The organism is uncultured Hymenobacter sp., assembly GCF_964242765.1.
Lineage (GTDB): Bacteria > Bacteroidota > Bacteroidia > Cytophagales > Hymenobacteraceae > Hymenobacter.
Map to the genome: position 1 here is coordinate 86,526 of NZ_CAXTBM010000014.1, position 16,596 is coordinate 103,121.

Annotated in this window: 14 protein-coding genes; 9 read left to right on the top strand and 5 right to left on the bottom strand. The window is 56.9% G+C overall.

What is annotated here, in order from left to right:
* Positions 1-40: 40 nt before the first annotated feature.
* The 3 genes from ACFE7X_RS08265 (at position 41) to ACFE7X_RS08275 (ending at position 3,617) form a co-directional block, all read left to right on the top strand.
* Positions 41-1,981 carry a gliding motility-associated C-terminal domain-containing protein gene (locus tag ACFE7X_RS08265; RefSeq protein ID WP_375435197.1) on the top strand — a complete coding sequence of 647 codons (1,941 nt, stop codon included), beginning with the start codon at positions 41-43 and terminating at the stop codon, positions 1,979-1,981.
* A gap of 192 nt (positions 1,982-2,173) precedes the next feature.
* On the top strand, positions 2,174-2,503 hold the full coding sequence (locus tag ACFE7X_RS08270; protein WP_375435198.1) for a YbaB/EbfC family nucleoid-associated protein: 330 nt from the start codon (positions 2,174-2,176) through the stop codon (positions 2,501-2,503).
* Positions 2,504-2,510: 7 nt separating this feature from the next.
* Positions 2,511-3,617 (top strand): glycosyltransferase family 2 protein, encoded by a 1,107-nt coding sequence (locus ACFE7X_RS08275; protein WP_375435199.1) that lies wholly within the window; start codon positions 2,511-2,513, stop codon positions 3,615-3,617.
* A 121-nt stretch (positions 3,618-3,738) separates the two neighbouring features.
* Here the strand turns inward: ACFE7X_RS08275 and ACFE7X_RS08280 are convergent, their stop codons facing one another.
* Positions 3,739-3,957 (bottom strand): PspC domain-containing protein, encoded by a 219-nt coding sequence (locus ACFE7X_RS08280; protein WP_375435200.1) that lies wholly within the window; start codon positions 3,955-3,957, stop codon positions 3,739-3,741.
* A gap of 153 nt (positions 3,958-4,110) precedes the next feature.
* Here ACFE7X_RS08280 and ACFE7X_RS08285 point away from each other — a divergent pair, with 153 nt between their 5' ends.
* From ACFE7X_RS08285 to ACFE7X_RS08295, 3 genes are all read left to right on the top strand, one after another.
* Positions 4,111-5,919, top strand: coding sequence for a tetratricopeptide repeat protein (locus ACFE7X_RS08285; RefSeq protein ID WP_375435201.1), 1,809 nt, complete (start codon positions 4,111-4,113; stop codon positions 5,917-5,919).
* A 13-nt stretch (positions 5,920-5,932) separates the two neighbouring features.
* On the top strand, positions 5,933-6,364 hold the full coding sequence (locus ACFE7X_RS08290; protein ID WP_375435202.1) for a hypothetical protein: 432 nt from the start codon (positions 5,933-5,935) through the stop codon (positions 6,362-6,364).
* Between the two features lie 118 nt (positions 6,365-6,482).
* Positions 6,483-7,466 (top strand): pyruvate dehydrogenase complex E1 component subunit beta, encoded by a 984-nt coding sequence (locus ACFE7X_RS08295; protein ID WP_375435203.1) that lies wholly within the window; start codon positions 6,483-6,485, stop codon positions 7,464-7,466.
* 96 nt (positions 7,467-7,562) lie between these two features.
* Here the strand turns inward: ACFE7X_RS08295 and ACFE7X_RS08300 are convergent, their stop codons facing one another.
* The gene (locus ACFE7X_RS08300; protein ID WP_375435204.1) at positions 7,563-8,963 is read right to left on the bottom strand and encodes a hypothetical protein; all 1,401 of its coding nucleotides are present in this window, start codon (positions 8,961-8,963) and stop codon (positions 7,563-7,565) included.
* A gap of 133 nt (positions 8,964-9,096) precedes the next feature.
* A complete protein-coding gene (locus ACFE7X_RS08305; protein WP_375435205.1) occupies positions 9,097-10,560 on the bottom strand; it encodes a hypothetical protein in 1,464 nt (487 codons plus the stop codon).
* A gap of 133 nt (positions 10,561-10,693) precedes the next feature.
* On the opposite strand from ACFE7X_RS08305, the gene ACFE7X_RS08310 reads away from it, so the two are divergent.
* Entirely contained in the window at positions 10,694-11,242 is a 549-nt protein-coding gene (locus tag ACFE7X_RS08310) for a DinB family protein (RefSeq protein WP_375435206.1), read from the top strand.
* A gap of 46 nt (positions 11,243-11,288) precedes the next feature.
* Here the strand turns inward: ACFE7X_RS08310 and ACFE7X_RS08315 are convergent, their stop codons facing one another.
* Together ACFE7X_RS08315 and ACFE7X_RS08320 are read right to left on the bottom strand one after the other, a co-directional pair.
* A complete protein-coding gene (locus ACFE7X_RS08315; RefSeq protein WP_375435207.1) occupies positions 11,289-11,738 on the bottom strand; it encodes an acyl-CoA thioesterase in 450 nt (149 codons plus the stop codon).
* A 187-nt stretch (positions 11,739-11,925) separates the two neighbouring features.
* The gene (locus ACFE7X_RS08320) at positions 11,926-12,660 is read right to left on the bottom strand and encodes a class I SAM-dependent methyltransferase (protein WP_375435208.1); all 735 of its coding nucleotides are present in this window, start codon (positions 12,658-12,660) and stop codon (positions 11,926-11,928) included.
* A gap of 241 nt (positions 12,661-12,901) precedes the next feature.
* Here ACFE7X_RS08320 and ACFE7X_RS08325 point away from each other — a divergent pair, with 241 nt between their 5' ends.
* Both ACFE7X_RS08325 and ACFE7X_RS08330 read left to right on the top strand, forming a co-directional pair.
* On the top strand, positions 12,902-13,294 hold the full coding sequence (locus ACFE7X_RS08325) for a hypothetical protein (protein WP_375435209.1): 393 nt from the start codon (positions 12,902-12,904) through the stop codon (positions 13,292-13,294).
* Positions 13,295-13,729: 435 nt separating this feature from the next.
* Positions 13,730-16,489, top strand: coding sequence for a family 78 glycoside hydrolase catalytic domain (locus ACFE7X_RS08330; RefSeq protein WP_375435210.1), 2,760 nt, complete (start codon positions 13,730-13,732; stop codon positions 16,487-16,489).
* Positions 16,490-16,596 lie beyond the last annotated feature (107 nt).

A 16,596-nucleotide genomic window follows, 5' to 3' on the forward strand; every position in this document is an offset into this window, starting at 1 on the left:
AACGCCTACTTACTACCGAAACCAGCTTTCCATGCTCTTTGTGAAATCGTTACTTTTCTGGCTGTTTCTAGGCGGCGGTCTACTGCTACCGGAGGTAATGCTGGCGCAGTGCCCAGTTACTTTGAATGCTCCCGCGTGTACTTTCGAGGTTGTGGATGCGCAAACGGGCACCAAAGTAGAACGGCTTTGCGTGGGCCGCGCAGTACGTTTCGTCCCTTGCTCTACCCGCGACCTTAGTTTAGGCTACACCTACCAGGTATTACAGGGAAACGGTGTACTACCTTCTCAATGTGGCCTAGGCTTTCAACCGGCCTCGGCAACCTATATGCCTACTCAAGCTGGGCCTGTCACAGTAACGGAAAATACTCAGGCAAGGCCCGGCGCTATTCCGACCATCTATTACCGAGTCTTTCAGGTGTCGGATAGCCCGGTGCCCAACTTCACGCTAACCGCCTGCGCACCAGGTTCGGTACAAGTAACACTGCCCGGCACTCCCTACAACACTTACGAGGTGCAAATTGGTGCTGGCGCGCCCGTTTCGGCGGCGCCAGGCGCCGTGGTCAGCTACCCGGTACCCGCTGGCGCTACTTCCGTTACGGTTACGGGGCGCTACACCGACAACACATTGTGCATCAACGCCGCAACCAAGCCCATTTTGCAGCTTGCCCCAGTTAGCGCACTCGTCATTCAAAGCATTACCCTGCAAGGCGCCGATGCTCTGCTCGACGTGGCACCGCTGGCCACGGGCTACCGCTACCTTGTAGAGCGCGAAAACAGTTCGGGCGTTTATCAGCCCTTGCCTGCTGCGGTACAGAATAGCCCCACCTCGTTTACGGTGCCCAACGCACAGCCCGGCCGCTACCGGCTCCGCACCACCGATGCCTGCACCGAAGAGTTGCGTACCTCAAGCCCGATTTCTACCCTGACGCTCACAGTTACGCCCACCGAACGCCGGAACGAGCTAACCTGGCAACTGCCTGACAGTCCCGCTTCCTACGAATTGACCCGCAACGGCATGCCGATGGCCGTACCGCTCCCGCCTACGGCCCGCGCCTACACCGATACGTCGGTGGCGTGCGGCGTGCAGTACACCTACCGCCTCACGGCCCGCTATGCCGGCGCCGTTACCTCGGTTTCCGATGCGGTGCAAGTGCGAGCCACCGCTTCCCAGCCCCCCGCCACGCCCCGCTTATTTGCGTCATTCGACCTGCGCAACCGCATAATCCTGACGGCCAGCGTGGCGCGCTTTCCTTCCACCGGGCAACTAACGTATGCCAGTGGCACCCGCACCCTAGCTACCACGCCGAGCCGAACCCTGCGCGATTCTTCACTTACCAGCCTCAGCCCCGGCGCGGCCCCTTGCTTTCAGGTAAGCTTCGTGGATGACTGCTCTAACCGTTCCGCCGCTAGCGCCCCTTTCTGCCCCGCCGTGCTGGCCGCCGAGCTTACCGATTTCCGCGGTTCCTCGGTGCGCCTCACTTGGTCGGCGCTGAGTGGGGCTCCTGGCGCTGCTCAGAGTTTAAGTTACCGCCTGCTCGTGCTCAACCCCGACAACACGGTGCTGCGCAGCCTGCCCGTAAGCTCGGGCACCGCCTACGTGGATGCCGCCCCGCCCGCCAACTCGCAGCAAGTGCGCTACCGCCTCGAAGTAACGGGGGCGGGCCTGCCCGAGCCGAGTTACTCCAACGTTGCCAGCGTAACACGCCGCCTCGAAGCCTACGTGCCCACGGCCTTCACCCCCAACGGCGACGGTCTCAATGACGTGCTGGAAGTGAAAGGCCGCTTCCTGAAAACGTACCGTTTCACGATAGTGGACCGCAACGGCCAGCAAGTATTTCAAAGCACCAATCCTTCCCAAACCTGGGATGGCCGCGTCCGTAACCAGCCCCCGGTTCCCGGTGCCTTTGTGTGGCGCTTCGAGGCAATCGACGAAGCCGGCCAGACGGTGGTCCAGCGCGGCACCGTCACGATAGTAAAGTAAGCGGCGGTGGCGGCGGTTCTGAGTTAGCGCGTTCAGCAACACCGTAAACCACCAAACCGCCCTGGTTTTCATTCGGTGCTCCTGCCGCATACGCCTATATAGTGCGGGGCACACATCCTCGGCGGGCCGCTGACGTACCTTTGTTCTGTGGGAGGCTTGGCTTTCTTTCAATCACTCTGAAAAAGACGACTTATGTTTGATATGATGGGCATGATGGGCAAAATGAAAGAGCTGCAAGAGAAAATGCAGCAGGCCCAACAGGAGATGCAGTTTGTAACCGCCGTCGGCGAAGCTGGCGGCGGCTTGGTGCGGGCTACCGCCAACGGCCACCACCGCCTTGTAAAGCTGGAAATCGACGATTCATTGCTCTCCGACAAGGAAATGCTGGCGGACTTGGTGGTAGCGGCCGTGAACAAAGCACTTACCGAAGCCGGTGAGAAAGCCAAAGAGGAAATGAAAAATAAAACCAGCGGCCTGATTCCTAACATCCCCGGCCTCGACCTTGGCGGCTTTGGCCTCTGATTTGGCAGTGCCCCTCCCTGCCCTCTGTGCTGATGTAGCGGTTGTTATCCTGAATTGGAACGGCGCGGCTTGGCTGTGCCGTTTTTTGCCTTCGGTGCTTGCCTGCTCCGATGGGGCCCGCATAATCGTGGCCGACAACGCTTCTACCGACAACTCGGTGGCGCTGCTGCAACAAGAGTTTCCGCAGGTCCGCCTTATCCGGTTTTCTTCTAACCTCGGCTTTTGTGAGGGCTATAATACCGCCTTTGAAGCGCTACGCACGCCGCAACCTTCTCTCGCCACACCCACCACCAAGTTGGAAACCGAGTTCCGCTACTACGTGCTGCTGAACTCCGACGTGGAAGTAACGCCCAACTGGCTGCGTCCCCAACGCGACTTACTGGAGCAGCGCCCAAACGTGGCAGCTTGCCAGCCCAAAATTCGTCAGCACAGCGACGACCCGGCCCAGCGCCAACTATTTGAGTATGCCGGAGCAGGCGGCGGCTACCTCGACCGGTTCGGCTACCCTTTCTGCCGCGGCCGCCTCTTCGATACCTTGGAAACCGATGAAGGCCAGTACGACGACCCACGCCCCGTAGCGTGGGCTACCGGTGCTTGCCTGATGATTAGGGCCGAGGATTGGCACGCGCTAAACGGCTTCGAGCCAACTTTCTTCGCCCACATGGAGGAAATTGATTTGTGCTGGCGGCTCTGGAACACCGGGCGCGAGGTTTGGTATCACGGCGGCAGCGTGGTGTACCACGTAGGGGGCGGCACGCTGCACAAGTCGAATCCGCGTAAAACCTACCTTAACTTTCGCAACGGGCTGGCTTTGATCTACAAAAACACCACTACCCCGGAGCTAACCGGCGTGCTGCTTACGCGCTTGGTGCTGGATTGGGTGGCTGCCCTGCGCTTCCTGCTGCAAGGCGCCACCCCCGACGCCCGCGCTATTCTCCGGGCGCATTGGGACTTCTACCGCAACCGCGACTATTGGCAACAGCAGCGGCGCGCGTTTCCTCCACGCCTGCTGGCTTCTCAACGGCCTGCCGTGTACCAGGGCAGCTTGGTGTGGGCGTATTTTGCCCGAGGTAAGCGGCGATTTTCAGAGTTGGATAGTGCTTTAGTTAAGTAGCGACATTGCTCTTTCCGGTCCTACTTGAGCTGGTGTCCTGCTACTCGACTCGGTGGCTAGAAAAAGAAAAACCCGCCTCCAATGGAAGCAGGTCAACAAGCTTACCTAGAAACCTCAGGTCCTACAAATCCCAAACAGTGCTGCGCTGCTGACGCATGGCGCGGCGCACATTCATCCAAAAAGCCAAGGCGAAGTACAGAACGATGGGCGAACCAAATGTGAAAAACGAAGCATACACAAACGATAGCCGCACGCTGCCCGAAGAAAATCCCAGCCGATTGCCGAGGGAATTGCAGACGCCGAAGCTCTGCTTCTCGATGTAGTCAGTAATTTTTTTCATAGCTATTGGTCGTTATGTTCGGTGGCTAACTCAGTGCAAAATAAGCAGATACGCTAGGCGAAACAAGCTTGTCTGCGCAAATTCCGTTTAATATACCTCTTCCCCGGCTAGTTTTTCGTTTGCTTGCGGAAGTTCCGCCCGCTTGGTTTGCCTATGAGAAGTTCTTTGCCTTCTATTTCATTTTCGCTGCTAGTGGTTCTGGCAGGCGCTCTGCCTAGTTGTACGTTGCCCCGGATGCTGAAGGTTGCGGAAGCCGGACAACAAGTGAGCGTGCAGCCGACTGTGCTGGAAACCAACGGTGAAAACGTGCTTTTCGAGGTAACGGCCCGAGTACCCGTCAAGCACTTAAAGAAAGGCGCCGCCTTCGACTTGAATCTGCGCTACCGCTACGACAATGGCCTGCGCGAAGACACGCTGGGGCGCCTCTCGTTCCGGTCGGGCGAGTACACCTACGACGAGGTTCGGAAGGATCTGCTGGTTATCAGAAAGCAGGTTTCCTTTCCTTACACCCCCAACAAAAGCCCCGGCGAACTACTGGCGCAGGCCGAAGTGCGCGAGCTAAAACCCAACGGCAAGCAACTCAAAGGCAAGGAAACCCGCGTGGCCCGCGGGATTGTGAGCACCGGGCAACTAGTTGTGCGGCAGGACACGGCCATTACCTTGCTCGCCGAAACCGCCGAAAACAACATGGGCGGCACCCGCGTGCTGCCTTTCTTTTTCGACAACGGCAAGTCGGAAATCCGTAACTACTTAGGCACCAACGTGGCCGCGCTGGAAGACTTCATCGAGGCCAACCAGCACACCGACAAGGTGATGATAGTAGCGGGCCACTCTCCCGATTCCATTGACACCCGCGACGCCCGCCTGGCCGACAAGCGCGTGCAGGCCCTGCTGCGCTACTACAAAAAGCGCGTCGATACCGATTCCTACCTCAACAAAGTCAACGAAATCGACTTTGAAACCGAGGCTTACCATCGTCGTTGGGACTTGTTTCTGAGCAAGGTGCAGCAGTCGGCGCTGAAGCCGCAGCAGGTTGATTCGGTGCTGTTGCTTGTCAACGATACGCCCGGCACCTACGCCCAGAAGGAAAAGAGTTTGCATAAGCTCACCTACTTCGATTACCTGGAGCAATACATCTACCCGGTGTTGCGCTTCGGGACGGTGGCCGTGCAATACACGGCCCCCAAGCGCTATGACTCCGAGATTTATCTGCTCTCGAAAAAGATAGTGGAAAAGCAGGCGGAAGTGGATGTGCTGACGCCCGAGGAACTGCGCTACTCCGCCACGCTCACGCCGCTGCTGGCCGAAAAACAGCGCATTTATGAAACCTCGGTGGCTGCCACGGGCCGCTGGGAAGCCTACCACAACTTAGCCGTGGTGCTGCTCCAGCGCTCCGAAAAAGAGGTGAGCGAAAAAGTGCAGCGGGCCTATCTGCGCCGCGCGGGCGTCAACTTCACGCTGGCCGCCCACCGCAACCCTACGGCCACCATGTTCTACCGGGTGGCCACCGCCTACCACCGCGCCGGCGACAAGCTGGAAGCCCTCCAGAACTACGATTACGCCATCAAGCTCGGCGGACCGCGGCCGGTGCTGGACAAGATTTTTGCCGACAAGGCCGCCCTGGAAATCGAAATCGGCCAGCTCGATGACGCCATAGGCAGCCTCAGCTACAGCTCGAAAAGCTACCAGAACACGATGAATCGGGCGCTCATTTTCATGCTGAAAAGCAATTATGCGGGCGCCCACAACATATACGAAGAAGCGCTAAAACTGAAGCCCAACGACCCGCTAGCCTATTACTGCTTGGCCGTAGTGGCAGCTCGCCAGAAAGACGAAGCCCAAATGGGCGAAAACCTGCGCCGCGCTGTGCAGCTAGACCGCAAGTTCGCTCAGCGCGCCGTCGAGGACCTGGAGTTCATGGACATGGCCCGTAGCAAGACGTTTCTGGAGGTGTTGCGGTAGGATTGCCAGTTTTATGCAACTTATAAACTTCGCAATTGGTGGTCAAAATATTGATTTAGAATGGGCTGATGGTGGCTATGCTGACTTGCACAACGATTTCACGTTTGACAAGTTCCTTTTTGAACCGAGCGTTGCTAAAGCCACTTTAGAATGGAGGAAATCTGAGGGAGAGTGGGCTCAGAACGTAACCATTTCCTCACTTGGGCTAATTTTTTTAGGTGTTTCTTTTTTGCGGATCAGAGAAAGAGATAGTGAGTATACTTTCCCCGATGATGCTTGTCTTGCGGAAGTTGGGTGGCTTCCGCAAGACGAAAGAGACAATTTTGACAGCTTCTGTCTAACTCAGGATGCTGAGTTAACTTATGATCTGCTATTCTACTTTGAAAGTGGTTGGGCAATCAAACTCAATGCAGATACTGTTGAACTAGCCCTTAAAATGATCTAGAAGCATACCAACCAGTGGTCTCATTTGCCCAACCGGGCTGCTCGTCGTAGCTTTACGCGCCGGCTCGGGCCGGTTTTTTGTTGTTTTCAACTTTTCGACTTTCTGCTAACTGACATCTATGCGGACCATTCAATTCCGGGAAGCCCTGCGTGAAGCGCTATCTGAAGAAATGCGGCGCGACCCGCGCGTGTTTCTAATGGGCGAAGAAGTAGCCGAGTACAACGGGGCCTACAAAGTAAGCCAGGGCATGCTCGATGAATTCGGCCCGGAGCGTGTAATTGACACGCCGATTGCCGAGTTGGGCTTTGCCGGTATCGGCGTAGGCGCCGCCGTCAACGGCCTGATTCCGGTTATCGAGTTCATGACCTTCAACTTCTCTTTGGTGGCCATCGACCAAGTTATCAACTCGGCAGCGAAGATTTATTCGATGTCGGGTGGGCAGTACTCTTGCCCCATCGTGTTCCGTGGCCCAACGGGCAGCGCCGGTATGCTTTCCTCGCAGCACTCGCAGAACTTCGAGAACTGGTTCGCCAACACTCCCGGCCTGAAAGTGGTGGTTCCCTCGAACCCTTACGATGCCAAAGGTTTGCTGAAAAGCGCCATTCGGGACCCAGATCCAGTGATTTTCATGGAGTCGGAGCAAATGTACGGCGACAAGGGCGAGGTGCCCGAAGAAGAATACTTGCTGGAAATCGGCAAAGCCAATGTGGTACGGGAAGGCAAATCAGTTACGCTGGTGAGCTTCGGCAAGATGATGAAAATAGCCCTGGCTGCCGCCGACGAGCTAGCCAAGGACGGCATCGAAGCCGAAGTAATCGACCTGCGTTCCGTACGCCCTATCGACTACGATACGCTGATAGCCTCGGTGAAGAAAACCAACCGTATGGTGGTGGTAGAAGAAGCTTGGCCGCTGGCTAGCATCAGCTCCGAGCTGGCCTACATCGTGCAGCGCCGCGCCTTCGACTACATGGACGCCCCCGTAGTTCGCGTAACCTGCATGGACGTGCCCCTGCCCTACGCGCCGACCCTCATCGAAGCTTCACTGCCTAACGTAGCGCGCACGGTACAGGCGGTGAAGGAAGTAACGTATCAGAAAGCTTAAATCACGAGCTTTAGGAACAGTAAAAGCCCCGCTGGCATCTGCCAGCGGGGCTTTTTCATGAATCGGCTTTAAGATTTGGCAATCTTGCGGTACCTTCTACCACAGCGACCTAGCGCCAAATTCCAAAGAAGCTTGCGCGGCGGCGGAAGCATAAAAGCACAGCGCGACAAACACCACATAGGCGGCACTTACGGCCAGTAGTTTGCCCCGGCCAACTGCTGCGGAACGCCAAGAGGACGGCCAGCCAAAGCATACCATTGCACAAAGCAACAGATGCAGAGGCAACAGAAAGCGGCACTCCATGCTCATGGGCAGCATAGGCAGGCATGGCACCAGCAGCGCCGCCAGCACCAGCCATTGGCGTACAGACCAAGTGCGAACCTTAGTGCGCAAAAGCATCAGGCCGGCCCCGAACCATACAGTGTAGTTCAGCCAAGCTAGCCCCAGGGTCGACACATAAATGTTGCGGATATAGGGCGTAGGGTACTGGATATCGAGGCCGTTGAAGAGGCGGCGGGCATATATGCCGGTGAAGGTGAGCGGATGGCGCATCACCAGTTGGAAATAATCGGCGTAAGAATCCAACCATGTGATATGCTCATTGCGCACTAATTCCTCGCCAGCTACGTCGCGGAAAACCATCATCTGGTCGGGGTAGCTGCGGTCGAGTGTGGTTTCGAGTTTCTGGTGCAGCAGGCCCCACTTCATCTTCTCGCGGTAGAGGTTGTTGGTTTTCAGCGCTTTGATATACGACAGCACTACAGGAGTATTCTGCCCGAACTGATGGCGGTTGATTGCCCACTGCGGAGCCATTATTAGTGCTGCCCCCAGCATCAGTGCCGCTAAGCCCATTAGACGTCGTTGGAAATTAACAGAGGGGGCCAGCAATTGGATTGCCAGAAAAAACGGGGCCGCAATGCTGTAGCTCGGGCGAATATTGTAGGCCGCCGCCATGCATGCTCCGGCGGCCACAACCCAACTTAGCTTCTGGGGTCGGTGCAGGAATAGCAAGCCTAGACCTAACAGCCAAAGAGCCGGAAAATCGGAGAGCGTAAAGTTGAAGTAGTCGCGCCAGAACGCGAAGCCCAGTGCTGCAAACGCTAGCCGCCGGGGCCAGTGCAGCACTTCGGCCTTGCCTTGCACCACTTGCCAAAGTGCGGGCGCCAACCAGCCAAAGCCCAATGCCGCCGACACGGCCCCTAGCACCCGCCCAAATACTATGGGCGGCACGTCCGTGTAAAATTGGATTACTCGGAAAGGAAACAGCAACAGGGGAAACAGATAGCCCCGCAAACTATTATGATAGTTCAGGAAGGAAACAGTCCCTTTGTGATGGAAATAGATGGAGATAAACCAGTAGTCTATAGCATCATAATACATTCGGGCATATCCTGAAAAAGGCAGGTAGACCAGATAGACAATCAAAATTATCAGCACTTGAAACCGGTAAGCACGAAACGAGTGCCCGGCAGTTGGGGGAGAAGCAGCGTGTAACAAAGACAAATTGGGTTTCAAAAGCGACGAGCCAGTTGAAGTAGCAAATAAAGGGAACGGACACCCCCGCTCTACTTCTCCTTCGGATTCTGGCCCAACAGAGCCTGTTAAGCTGCGAATTTCCCGTGTTGCGGCCTCAATCGTCAACCAACGATTTGCCCCGATCCGGCACCAGGGTACGAGTGGTAGATGACGACAGCCAAAAACATCCTCCGAGCCATAAGGCTACCACCAGCACCAGAACAAGCGCGCGTAGTGGCTGGCCTTGCAGCCAATGCTTGACGCGCTGTGGCTTGAACAGGAAGGAGGTAATTGTGAGCAGCAGTAAGTGAAGCGGCAGTAAAAAGCGGCCTTCCATGGCCATCGGGACGGCAATAAGGCAGGGCAAGAGTAAGGCTAGAAGCGCCCAAGCCCGAGGCCGCCGGAACCAACGCCCAAGCGGAGCCGACAGCCATACGCCCAGTCCCAGACCTAGTGTGCTGTAGTTGAGCAGTTGCAGCCACGGCCGCTCCGAGCCATAATCGCGCAGCAAATAAAGCGAGGGCTGCAACACATCTAGCCCGTTGAAGAAGTGCCGGACGTAGCGCCAACTATAGTCGAGGGGGTGTCTCGCGACGACACCGAAAAACTGCCGGTAGGAGGTGTATTCAGGTATTCCTTCGCGGCGTAGCACTGCCAAACCTGCCGAATCGGCGTAGATCAGGCGCTGGCGCAGATCGGTATCGTAGCGCAGTACGCGGGTACCCCAGGTGAGCTGTTTGAGGTAAAGCGGCACGTGCTGAACGCTGGATACCTGGGCTGCAACCAATGGGCTATTGCTCTTGAAATGCAGGCGGTTGATGGCCACTTGCGGCCCCATTGCCACGGCGGCACCTAGTAGCAACGCCAACCAGCGCAGCCAAGAGCGGGTGTGCCGCCGACTCCACCAGGCAGCTAGCAACAAGGCCGCCGGCACCGCTGCCAGGTACATAGGGCGGCAATTAGTTGCGGCGGCCAAGCTTAACCCGGCCACCAGCCACCAGCCTACCTGTAAGCGGCTGACGGCCCAGAGCGCCAGCAGCAGCAGCGCCAATGCGGGTACATCGGAGGCCGTGAAACTAAAATGGTCACGCCAAAACCCAAAGCCGAGAAGCACCAATATCAACCAGCGGCCGCCCCTCACGCGCTGGCCTGCAAGGCTTTGCCATAGCTCAGGAATCAGGAAAGCGAAAAGGAATGCCGCCCAGCCCGTGCCCGATACTTTGGCTGCCGTGGGCATGGTGCAATTGGTCAGATAACGCACGATTAGCGCCGGAAACTGAACGAGAGCAGTTAAATACCCACGGGTGGGGTCCTGGAAATTCAGCAACGAAAACGAGTGATGCTGGCCCTGAAAGCCTACAGCTAGCTCCCAATAGTGGCCCGCATCGTAAGGCATTCGCTCGCCTTGTAAGCCACCACCCAGCAGAAAGTAACCGCCATACAGCGCCACGACCACCACTACCCGCACCGCCACCGGCCACGGCTGCTCGAAAGCACTCAACACAAGCGCGTTAGCTGGGCGTTTGCCGGCTAGTGCTTTGGCATTACCTGCCTGGCGTGTGAATTCCGGAGTGCGCAACAGTGGAAGGCGTTTGAATAAGTATGAAAGGATACGACACCCTAAATCCAGGAGCTCCGGCACGCAAGCTCGGCTGGCAGCAGCTATTTTGCGTACCTTTTGTTTAAAGCTACGCCACTTCCACCCTCCCCTCATGAACCACCGTTTGCATCTTCGTTTCGAGCAGTTGGAACACGCCACCAATCAGCTCTTTGAGGCTGCCGAAGCACTTGGGGAGCAGGCGCATCAGGTTCCCGCCCCGGGCCAATGGTCGGCGGCGCAGGTGGTGCATCATTTGTTGGTATCCGAAACCGGCATCAATCAATACATCGATAAAAAGCTGCGTAGTAGCGCAGAGTTGCAGAAAGCTGGGCTAAGCCACCACCTAAAGTCGCTGTTGTTGCGCGTACTGCTGCGCGTGCCGGGTTTCAAGTTCAAGGCCCCGGCCAGGCTCAAGGAGCTTACTCCAGATCAAGTCCCGCCCCTGTCTCAGCTCCGGCAGGAGTGGGACGCGGTGCGTCGCCATCTAGAGCAGATTCTCAGCGAATACCCCGATAAGCTGCTGAGTCACGCCATTTTCAAGCATCCGCGCTCCGGCATGCTTACCATCTACCAAACCCTGGACTTCATGCTCGACCACATCCTGCATCACCAGCGCCAAGTCGAGCGAATTTCCAGAGCGGTGCAGAAAGCAACAAAGTAAGTTGCTCGTAAAACCACCTACTTCGTTGCCCTCAGCCGTTGTTGTTTTATTCTTTCCGCTCCCGCACGATGTCGGCGTAGCTGGTGTGGCGGGGGAAGTCGGTGAAGGCGTCCATGAGTTCAGTGGACGGCACGGTTAGTTTGCGCAAGTTCAAATCAAGCCAGGCGCCGTCTACGGTTACGGTGGCGGCTTCGCGCCCATCGGCTTTGTAGATGGTATGGATGATGCGCCACCGGGAGCCGTCGGCACTGATGCCCGCTAGCTCGGCCGTCACCCGAATCGTTTCGCTCATGCCAATTTCTTTCAGGAAGCGGGTGTCCTCCCGAAACAAAATGGGGCCAATGTTCAACTGAGTGAACTTCTCCATCGAGAAGCCTTGATCCGCTAGATACTCAAGGCGTACTTGGGCGGCATAATCGGTGTAGGCCGAGTGGCGCATGTGCTTGTTGGGGTCCAAGTCGGCCCAGCGTACCGTGAACGTCTTTTCGTAAGACATAAGGTTGAGTGTTGGTTGTCGTGTGGTTGATTGAAGGCTCCTTGACAGGAGCTAGTTGTTCTCAGCGCAGTATAGGCTATAAGCACAAGAGGCTTTTCTTCTTCAGAATATGGTCTTTACTGACCGAAGCCTTTGCAGAAAACAGGCACGAACCAGCAATGCCCAAGCAAGCGCCGGGCATCGATAATCAGCCCTGGTAAGTGAGGCGCACAAGGTACTGTTGCTGCTCGTCCTCGCCCAGAAATTCCACCTCGTAGCCGGCTTCCTGAGCATAATCCTGCACGAGGCTGGCGTCGGCAAACAGCCAGTTGAATTGATGGCCCGTCTGGTCGCCGTAGTTCATCGTGTATTCCACTTCGCCGTAGTACGGGCCATTCAGGTCGAATACGAGGGCGCCGTCCTCGTCTTCGTAGAGGTAGCTGATATCGGAAGAGGTAGCCAAAATCTGGCCGCCGGGCGCTAACAACGTCGGCGCGTACTCCAGAAACCGTTTGAGGCCGTCGAGGGTACCGACCAGCCCCAGGCCGTTCATGAGCATGAGCAGCGTATCGTACTTGCCCGACTCATGCGTTAGCTCGAAAATATTGTGGCGCGCTACTTCGCGCACCCCGCGGGCCTGCATCACCCGCACGGCCCCTTCCGATACATCCACGGATTTCACATCGAAACCCCGGCTTTGCAATTCCAGGGCGTGGCAGCCGGCCCCGCCCCCCAAGTCGAGCACCCGACCCCGGCATTCTTCCAGGGCTTGGCGTTCCAGTTCGGGCATCTCCCACAAACTGCGAAAAAAATAGCTGGCCGGCAGCGGCTCTTCCTCGGCTACGTTGCTGAAAACCGTAAGCGTAGCATCCTGTTGGCCCTGTTGGTAATCGAGTAGGGCGTGACCCAGCGGATCGGGCGCCGAAGTTTGGGAAGTGGACATAAACCAGTGTAAATCAAAAAAGCGACAACTAAAGTCGCGCTGCAAGTTAGGCAGTGATGAATTTGGGTGGCAGCGAAGTAACGAACCAGGGAGGTGATAGAGGGGTGAGTTCGACGTTCTGCTAGCGTCTTTGCATAAGTTCATTGCCCCACAACCTCCCCATTTCACTGCCCTAGTACGCATCCTTCCACGGCCGGGCTGCGTTGTGGGTTTCAGACTCCACTATTTCTTCTCGCTCCCTATGTCCAGCAACCTGAATTACCTTGATCCGGCTCTGCAACCCCTCGAAGACAAAATAGCCTCCTACCTGGCCGCCGAAAAAGAGCTGGAAAGAGCGAAAATTGAAGCGGCCAATCTATCCGCGACCAACGCCCAAGAAACAACATCGGCCAACGGATTCGAGCAGCGCCCCCCTACTGGCAGCTACGATCAGCACCCCGACGAAGTACAGCATCAGCTAGAGAACCTCCGCGACGACCTGGTTCTGCTGCGCCGCGAAATCATTGGCATGCTGCCCGCCCACGACGAATGGGTGAAAGTAAACCTGGGCTACGGGCCGAGCCGCGTAGGAGCCTTCCGCATAGCAGGTTCTCCTGATGAGGAGCCGCAATACGAGTTGCGCGTAATACAATAAGCCAGGCGGGGCGAAGCGTAGCTTGTCCTGCTTTGTTTTGATTCACTGCAAAGGTCCGGCCACCGGATGAAGTACTGCGCGCTGCGGTATCTCATCCGGTGGTTTGGTTTGCGGCCGGTGTCCTGCCAGCCTTGCGCTAGCCTCTCTGTAAGATGTTAGGCAGGTAAGACGGCTAAGCTGGAGTATCTCTGCTAACATCCTACAACAAGATGCTAAAGGCCAGTACAGGCGCAGCAACAGAGAATTTAAATTTGTACATACCTCCGTTACGTCTGCCGAAGTTGGCTTGAACAGCCTTTCAAAGACTTGGCATAGGAACCGAAACAGAACGCCTGCGACTGCCACTACCCGCCCAATGACTTTTGTTCAGCAACCGAAAAAGTAATGCAGCAATCTTTTTCAACATGCTGGTGCTTTATCTCCCGCACGGTATGCGTGCTTCTGGTTTTCGTGTTCCTTTGCTCCTGGGTTTCGGCGCAGCAGTTGGCCGTCAGCAACTTGAAGTGTGAGTACCAGCCCAACCCTTGCGGTGTGCAGCGCTCCGCCCCCATTTTTAGCTGGGAGTTGACTTCCGACCAGCGCGCAACCAAGCAAACCGCCTACCGACTGCTAGTAGCCGACAACGAAAAGCAACTCCGCAACAACGTTGGCAACATTTGGGACTCGCAGAAAGTAACGTCTAACGCCTCCATTCAGGTTACCTACGCTGGCGCTCCGCTCAAGGCCACCAAAACCTATTACTGGAAGGTGATGGTCTGGGACCAGGCGCAACGGGCTTCGACTTGGTCGGGGCCGGCGCGGTGGCAGATGGGTTTGCTGACTGCCGCCGACTGGCAGGGCGCCCAGTGGATTGCGTACGAGAAACTACCCGATGAACACGTCAACGTACTGCCGACCGACGGCAAGAAAGACGTGTTGGTCGGCAACAACGTGCTGCCGCTGCTGCGCAAAGATTTCACGGTTCAAAAGAAACTGCAACGCGCCACGGTTTTTATCTGTGGCCTCGGGCAGTTTGAGCTGCACCTGAACGGGCAGAAAGTGGGCAACCATTTCCTGGACCCCGCTTGGACCAAGTACGACAAGCACGCCCAGTACGTCACATTCGACGCAACCGAGCAACTCCGCAAAGGAACCAATACCGTGGGTGTGATGCTAGGCAACGGCTTCTACTACGTGCCCCCGGTAAAGGGCAGGTTCCGCAAGCTCAAAACCGCCTTCGGCTACCCGAAAATGCTGTGCCGCGTGGTGCTCGACTACCAGGACGGCAGCACCGATAATGTACTGAGCAACGCCACCTGGAAAACGTCAACTGGCCCCATAACCTTCAGCAGCATTTACGGGGGCGAGGACTACAACGCCACGCTAGAGCAGCCCGGCTGGGACACGCCGCGCTTCAACGCCCAGGCCTGGAAACCGGCCCTGCAAGTAAGCGGGCCGCCCGAGCTAGCCTCGCAAATGGCCGAGCCGCTGAAAGTACACGAAACGTTTGCAACTCAGAAAATCACGCCGCTACCCGCCAACAAGTGGGTGTACGACTTCGGCCAGAATGCCTCAGGCATCATAGAGCTGCAAGTGCAAGGCCAAGCCGGTGACACGGTGCGGATTCTGCCTGCCGAATTGCTGAAAGACGACAACGCCGTAACGCAAAAGAACAGCGGCGGCCCTTACTATTTCACCTACGTGCTGAAAGGCAAAGGCGTGGAAATCTGGCGGCCGCGCTTCAGCTACTACGGCTTCCGCTACGCGCAGGTGGAATGCGGCGTGCCCAAGGGAGAAGCAAATCCCAACAACCGGCCCGTGGTGTTGGCCCTAACCGCCTTGCACACGCGCAACGCGGCACCTCGGGTAGGTGAGTTCAGCTGCTCCAACGACTTGTTTAATCGTACCAACTCCCTGATTGACTGGTCTATCAAGAGCAATATGGCCAGCGTATTCACGGATTGCCCGCACCGCGAAAAACTGGGGTGGCAGGAAGAAACCCACCTCATGGGCTCGTCGGTGCGCTACAACTACGACATTGCCTCGCTCTGCCGCAAGGTTATCGAAGACCTGCGGGTGTCGCAGACGCCGGAGGGACTGATTCCGGAAATTGCGCCCGAGTACGTGAAGTTTGAGTGGGGCGGCGACATGTTCCGCGACTCGCCGGAGTGGGGCAGCAGCAGCATTATTCTGCCCTGGTACGTGTACCAGTGGTACGGCGATGAGCAGGTACTGCGCGCGAGCTATCCCATGATGCAGCGCTACATAGCCTACCTCGGCACCAAAGCTCAAAACCACATCCTGAGCCAAGGCCTCGGCGACTGGTACGACCTGGGCCCCAAGCCGCCTGGCGTATCGCAGCAAACTCCAATGGGCGTAACCGGCACGGCCACCTACTACTACGACCTCACCATTCTGGCCAACATTGCGCGGCTACTAGGTAAACCCGAAGATGCCGCTGGCTACAAGCAGCTAGCTGCCGAAGTACGGGCTGCTTTCAACGCGAAGTTCTTCAACAAAGACACCAAGCAGTACGCCACCGGCAGCCAAGCGGCCAACGCCATGGCAGTATACATGGGCTTGGCAGAATCCGCTGACAAAGCTGCCGTGGTGGAAAACATTGTGTTAGACATCAGAAGCCGCAACAACAGCCTGACGGCCGGTGACATTGGCTACCGTTACCTGCTGAAAGTGCTCGACGACGAAGGCCGCTCCGACGTTATTTTCGAGATGAATAACCGCGCCGATGTGCCCGGCTACGGCTACCAACTAGCCAAAGGCGCCACCGCCCTCACCGAATCGTGGGCGGCGCTGCCCTCAGTATCCAACAACCACTTCATGCTGGGGCATCTGATGGAGTGGTTCTACGGCGGGCTGGCGGGCATTCGGCCGGCCGAAGATGCGGTGGCGTTCAACAAAATCGACATCCGGCCAGAACCAGTCGGCGACGTGACGTCCGCCAAAGCAAGCCACCATTCGCCTTACGGACTGATTGCCAACGAGTGGAAAAAGACGGGTACCAGCTTCGAGTTGAAGGTGACTATTCCGGCCAATACCACCGCCACCATCCATTTGCCGGCCACGGCGTCGTCCACCATCACGGAAAGCGGCCAGCAACTCCATCAGCACAAAGAACTGACCAGCTTAGGATTCGACAAAGGCAAAACCCGCGTCCAAGTTGGGTCAGGCACCTACCATTTCATAGTTACGCCATGACTAGAATGAGATTAAAAAAAACGTCATGCTGAGCGCAGCCGAAGCATCTCGCTCGTGTGGTAAACTCATCTAGCACCACTACACCAGCACGCGAGATGCTTCGGCTG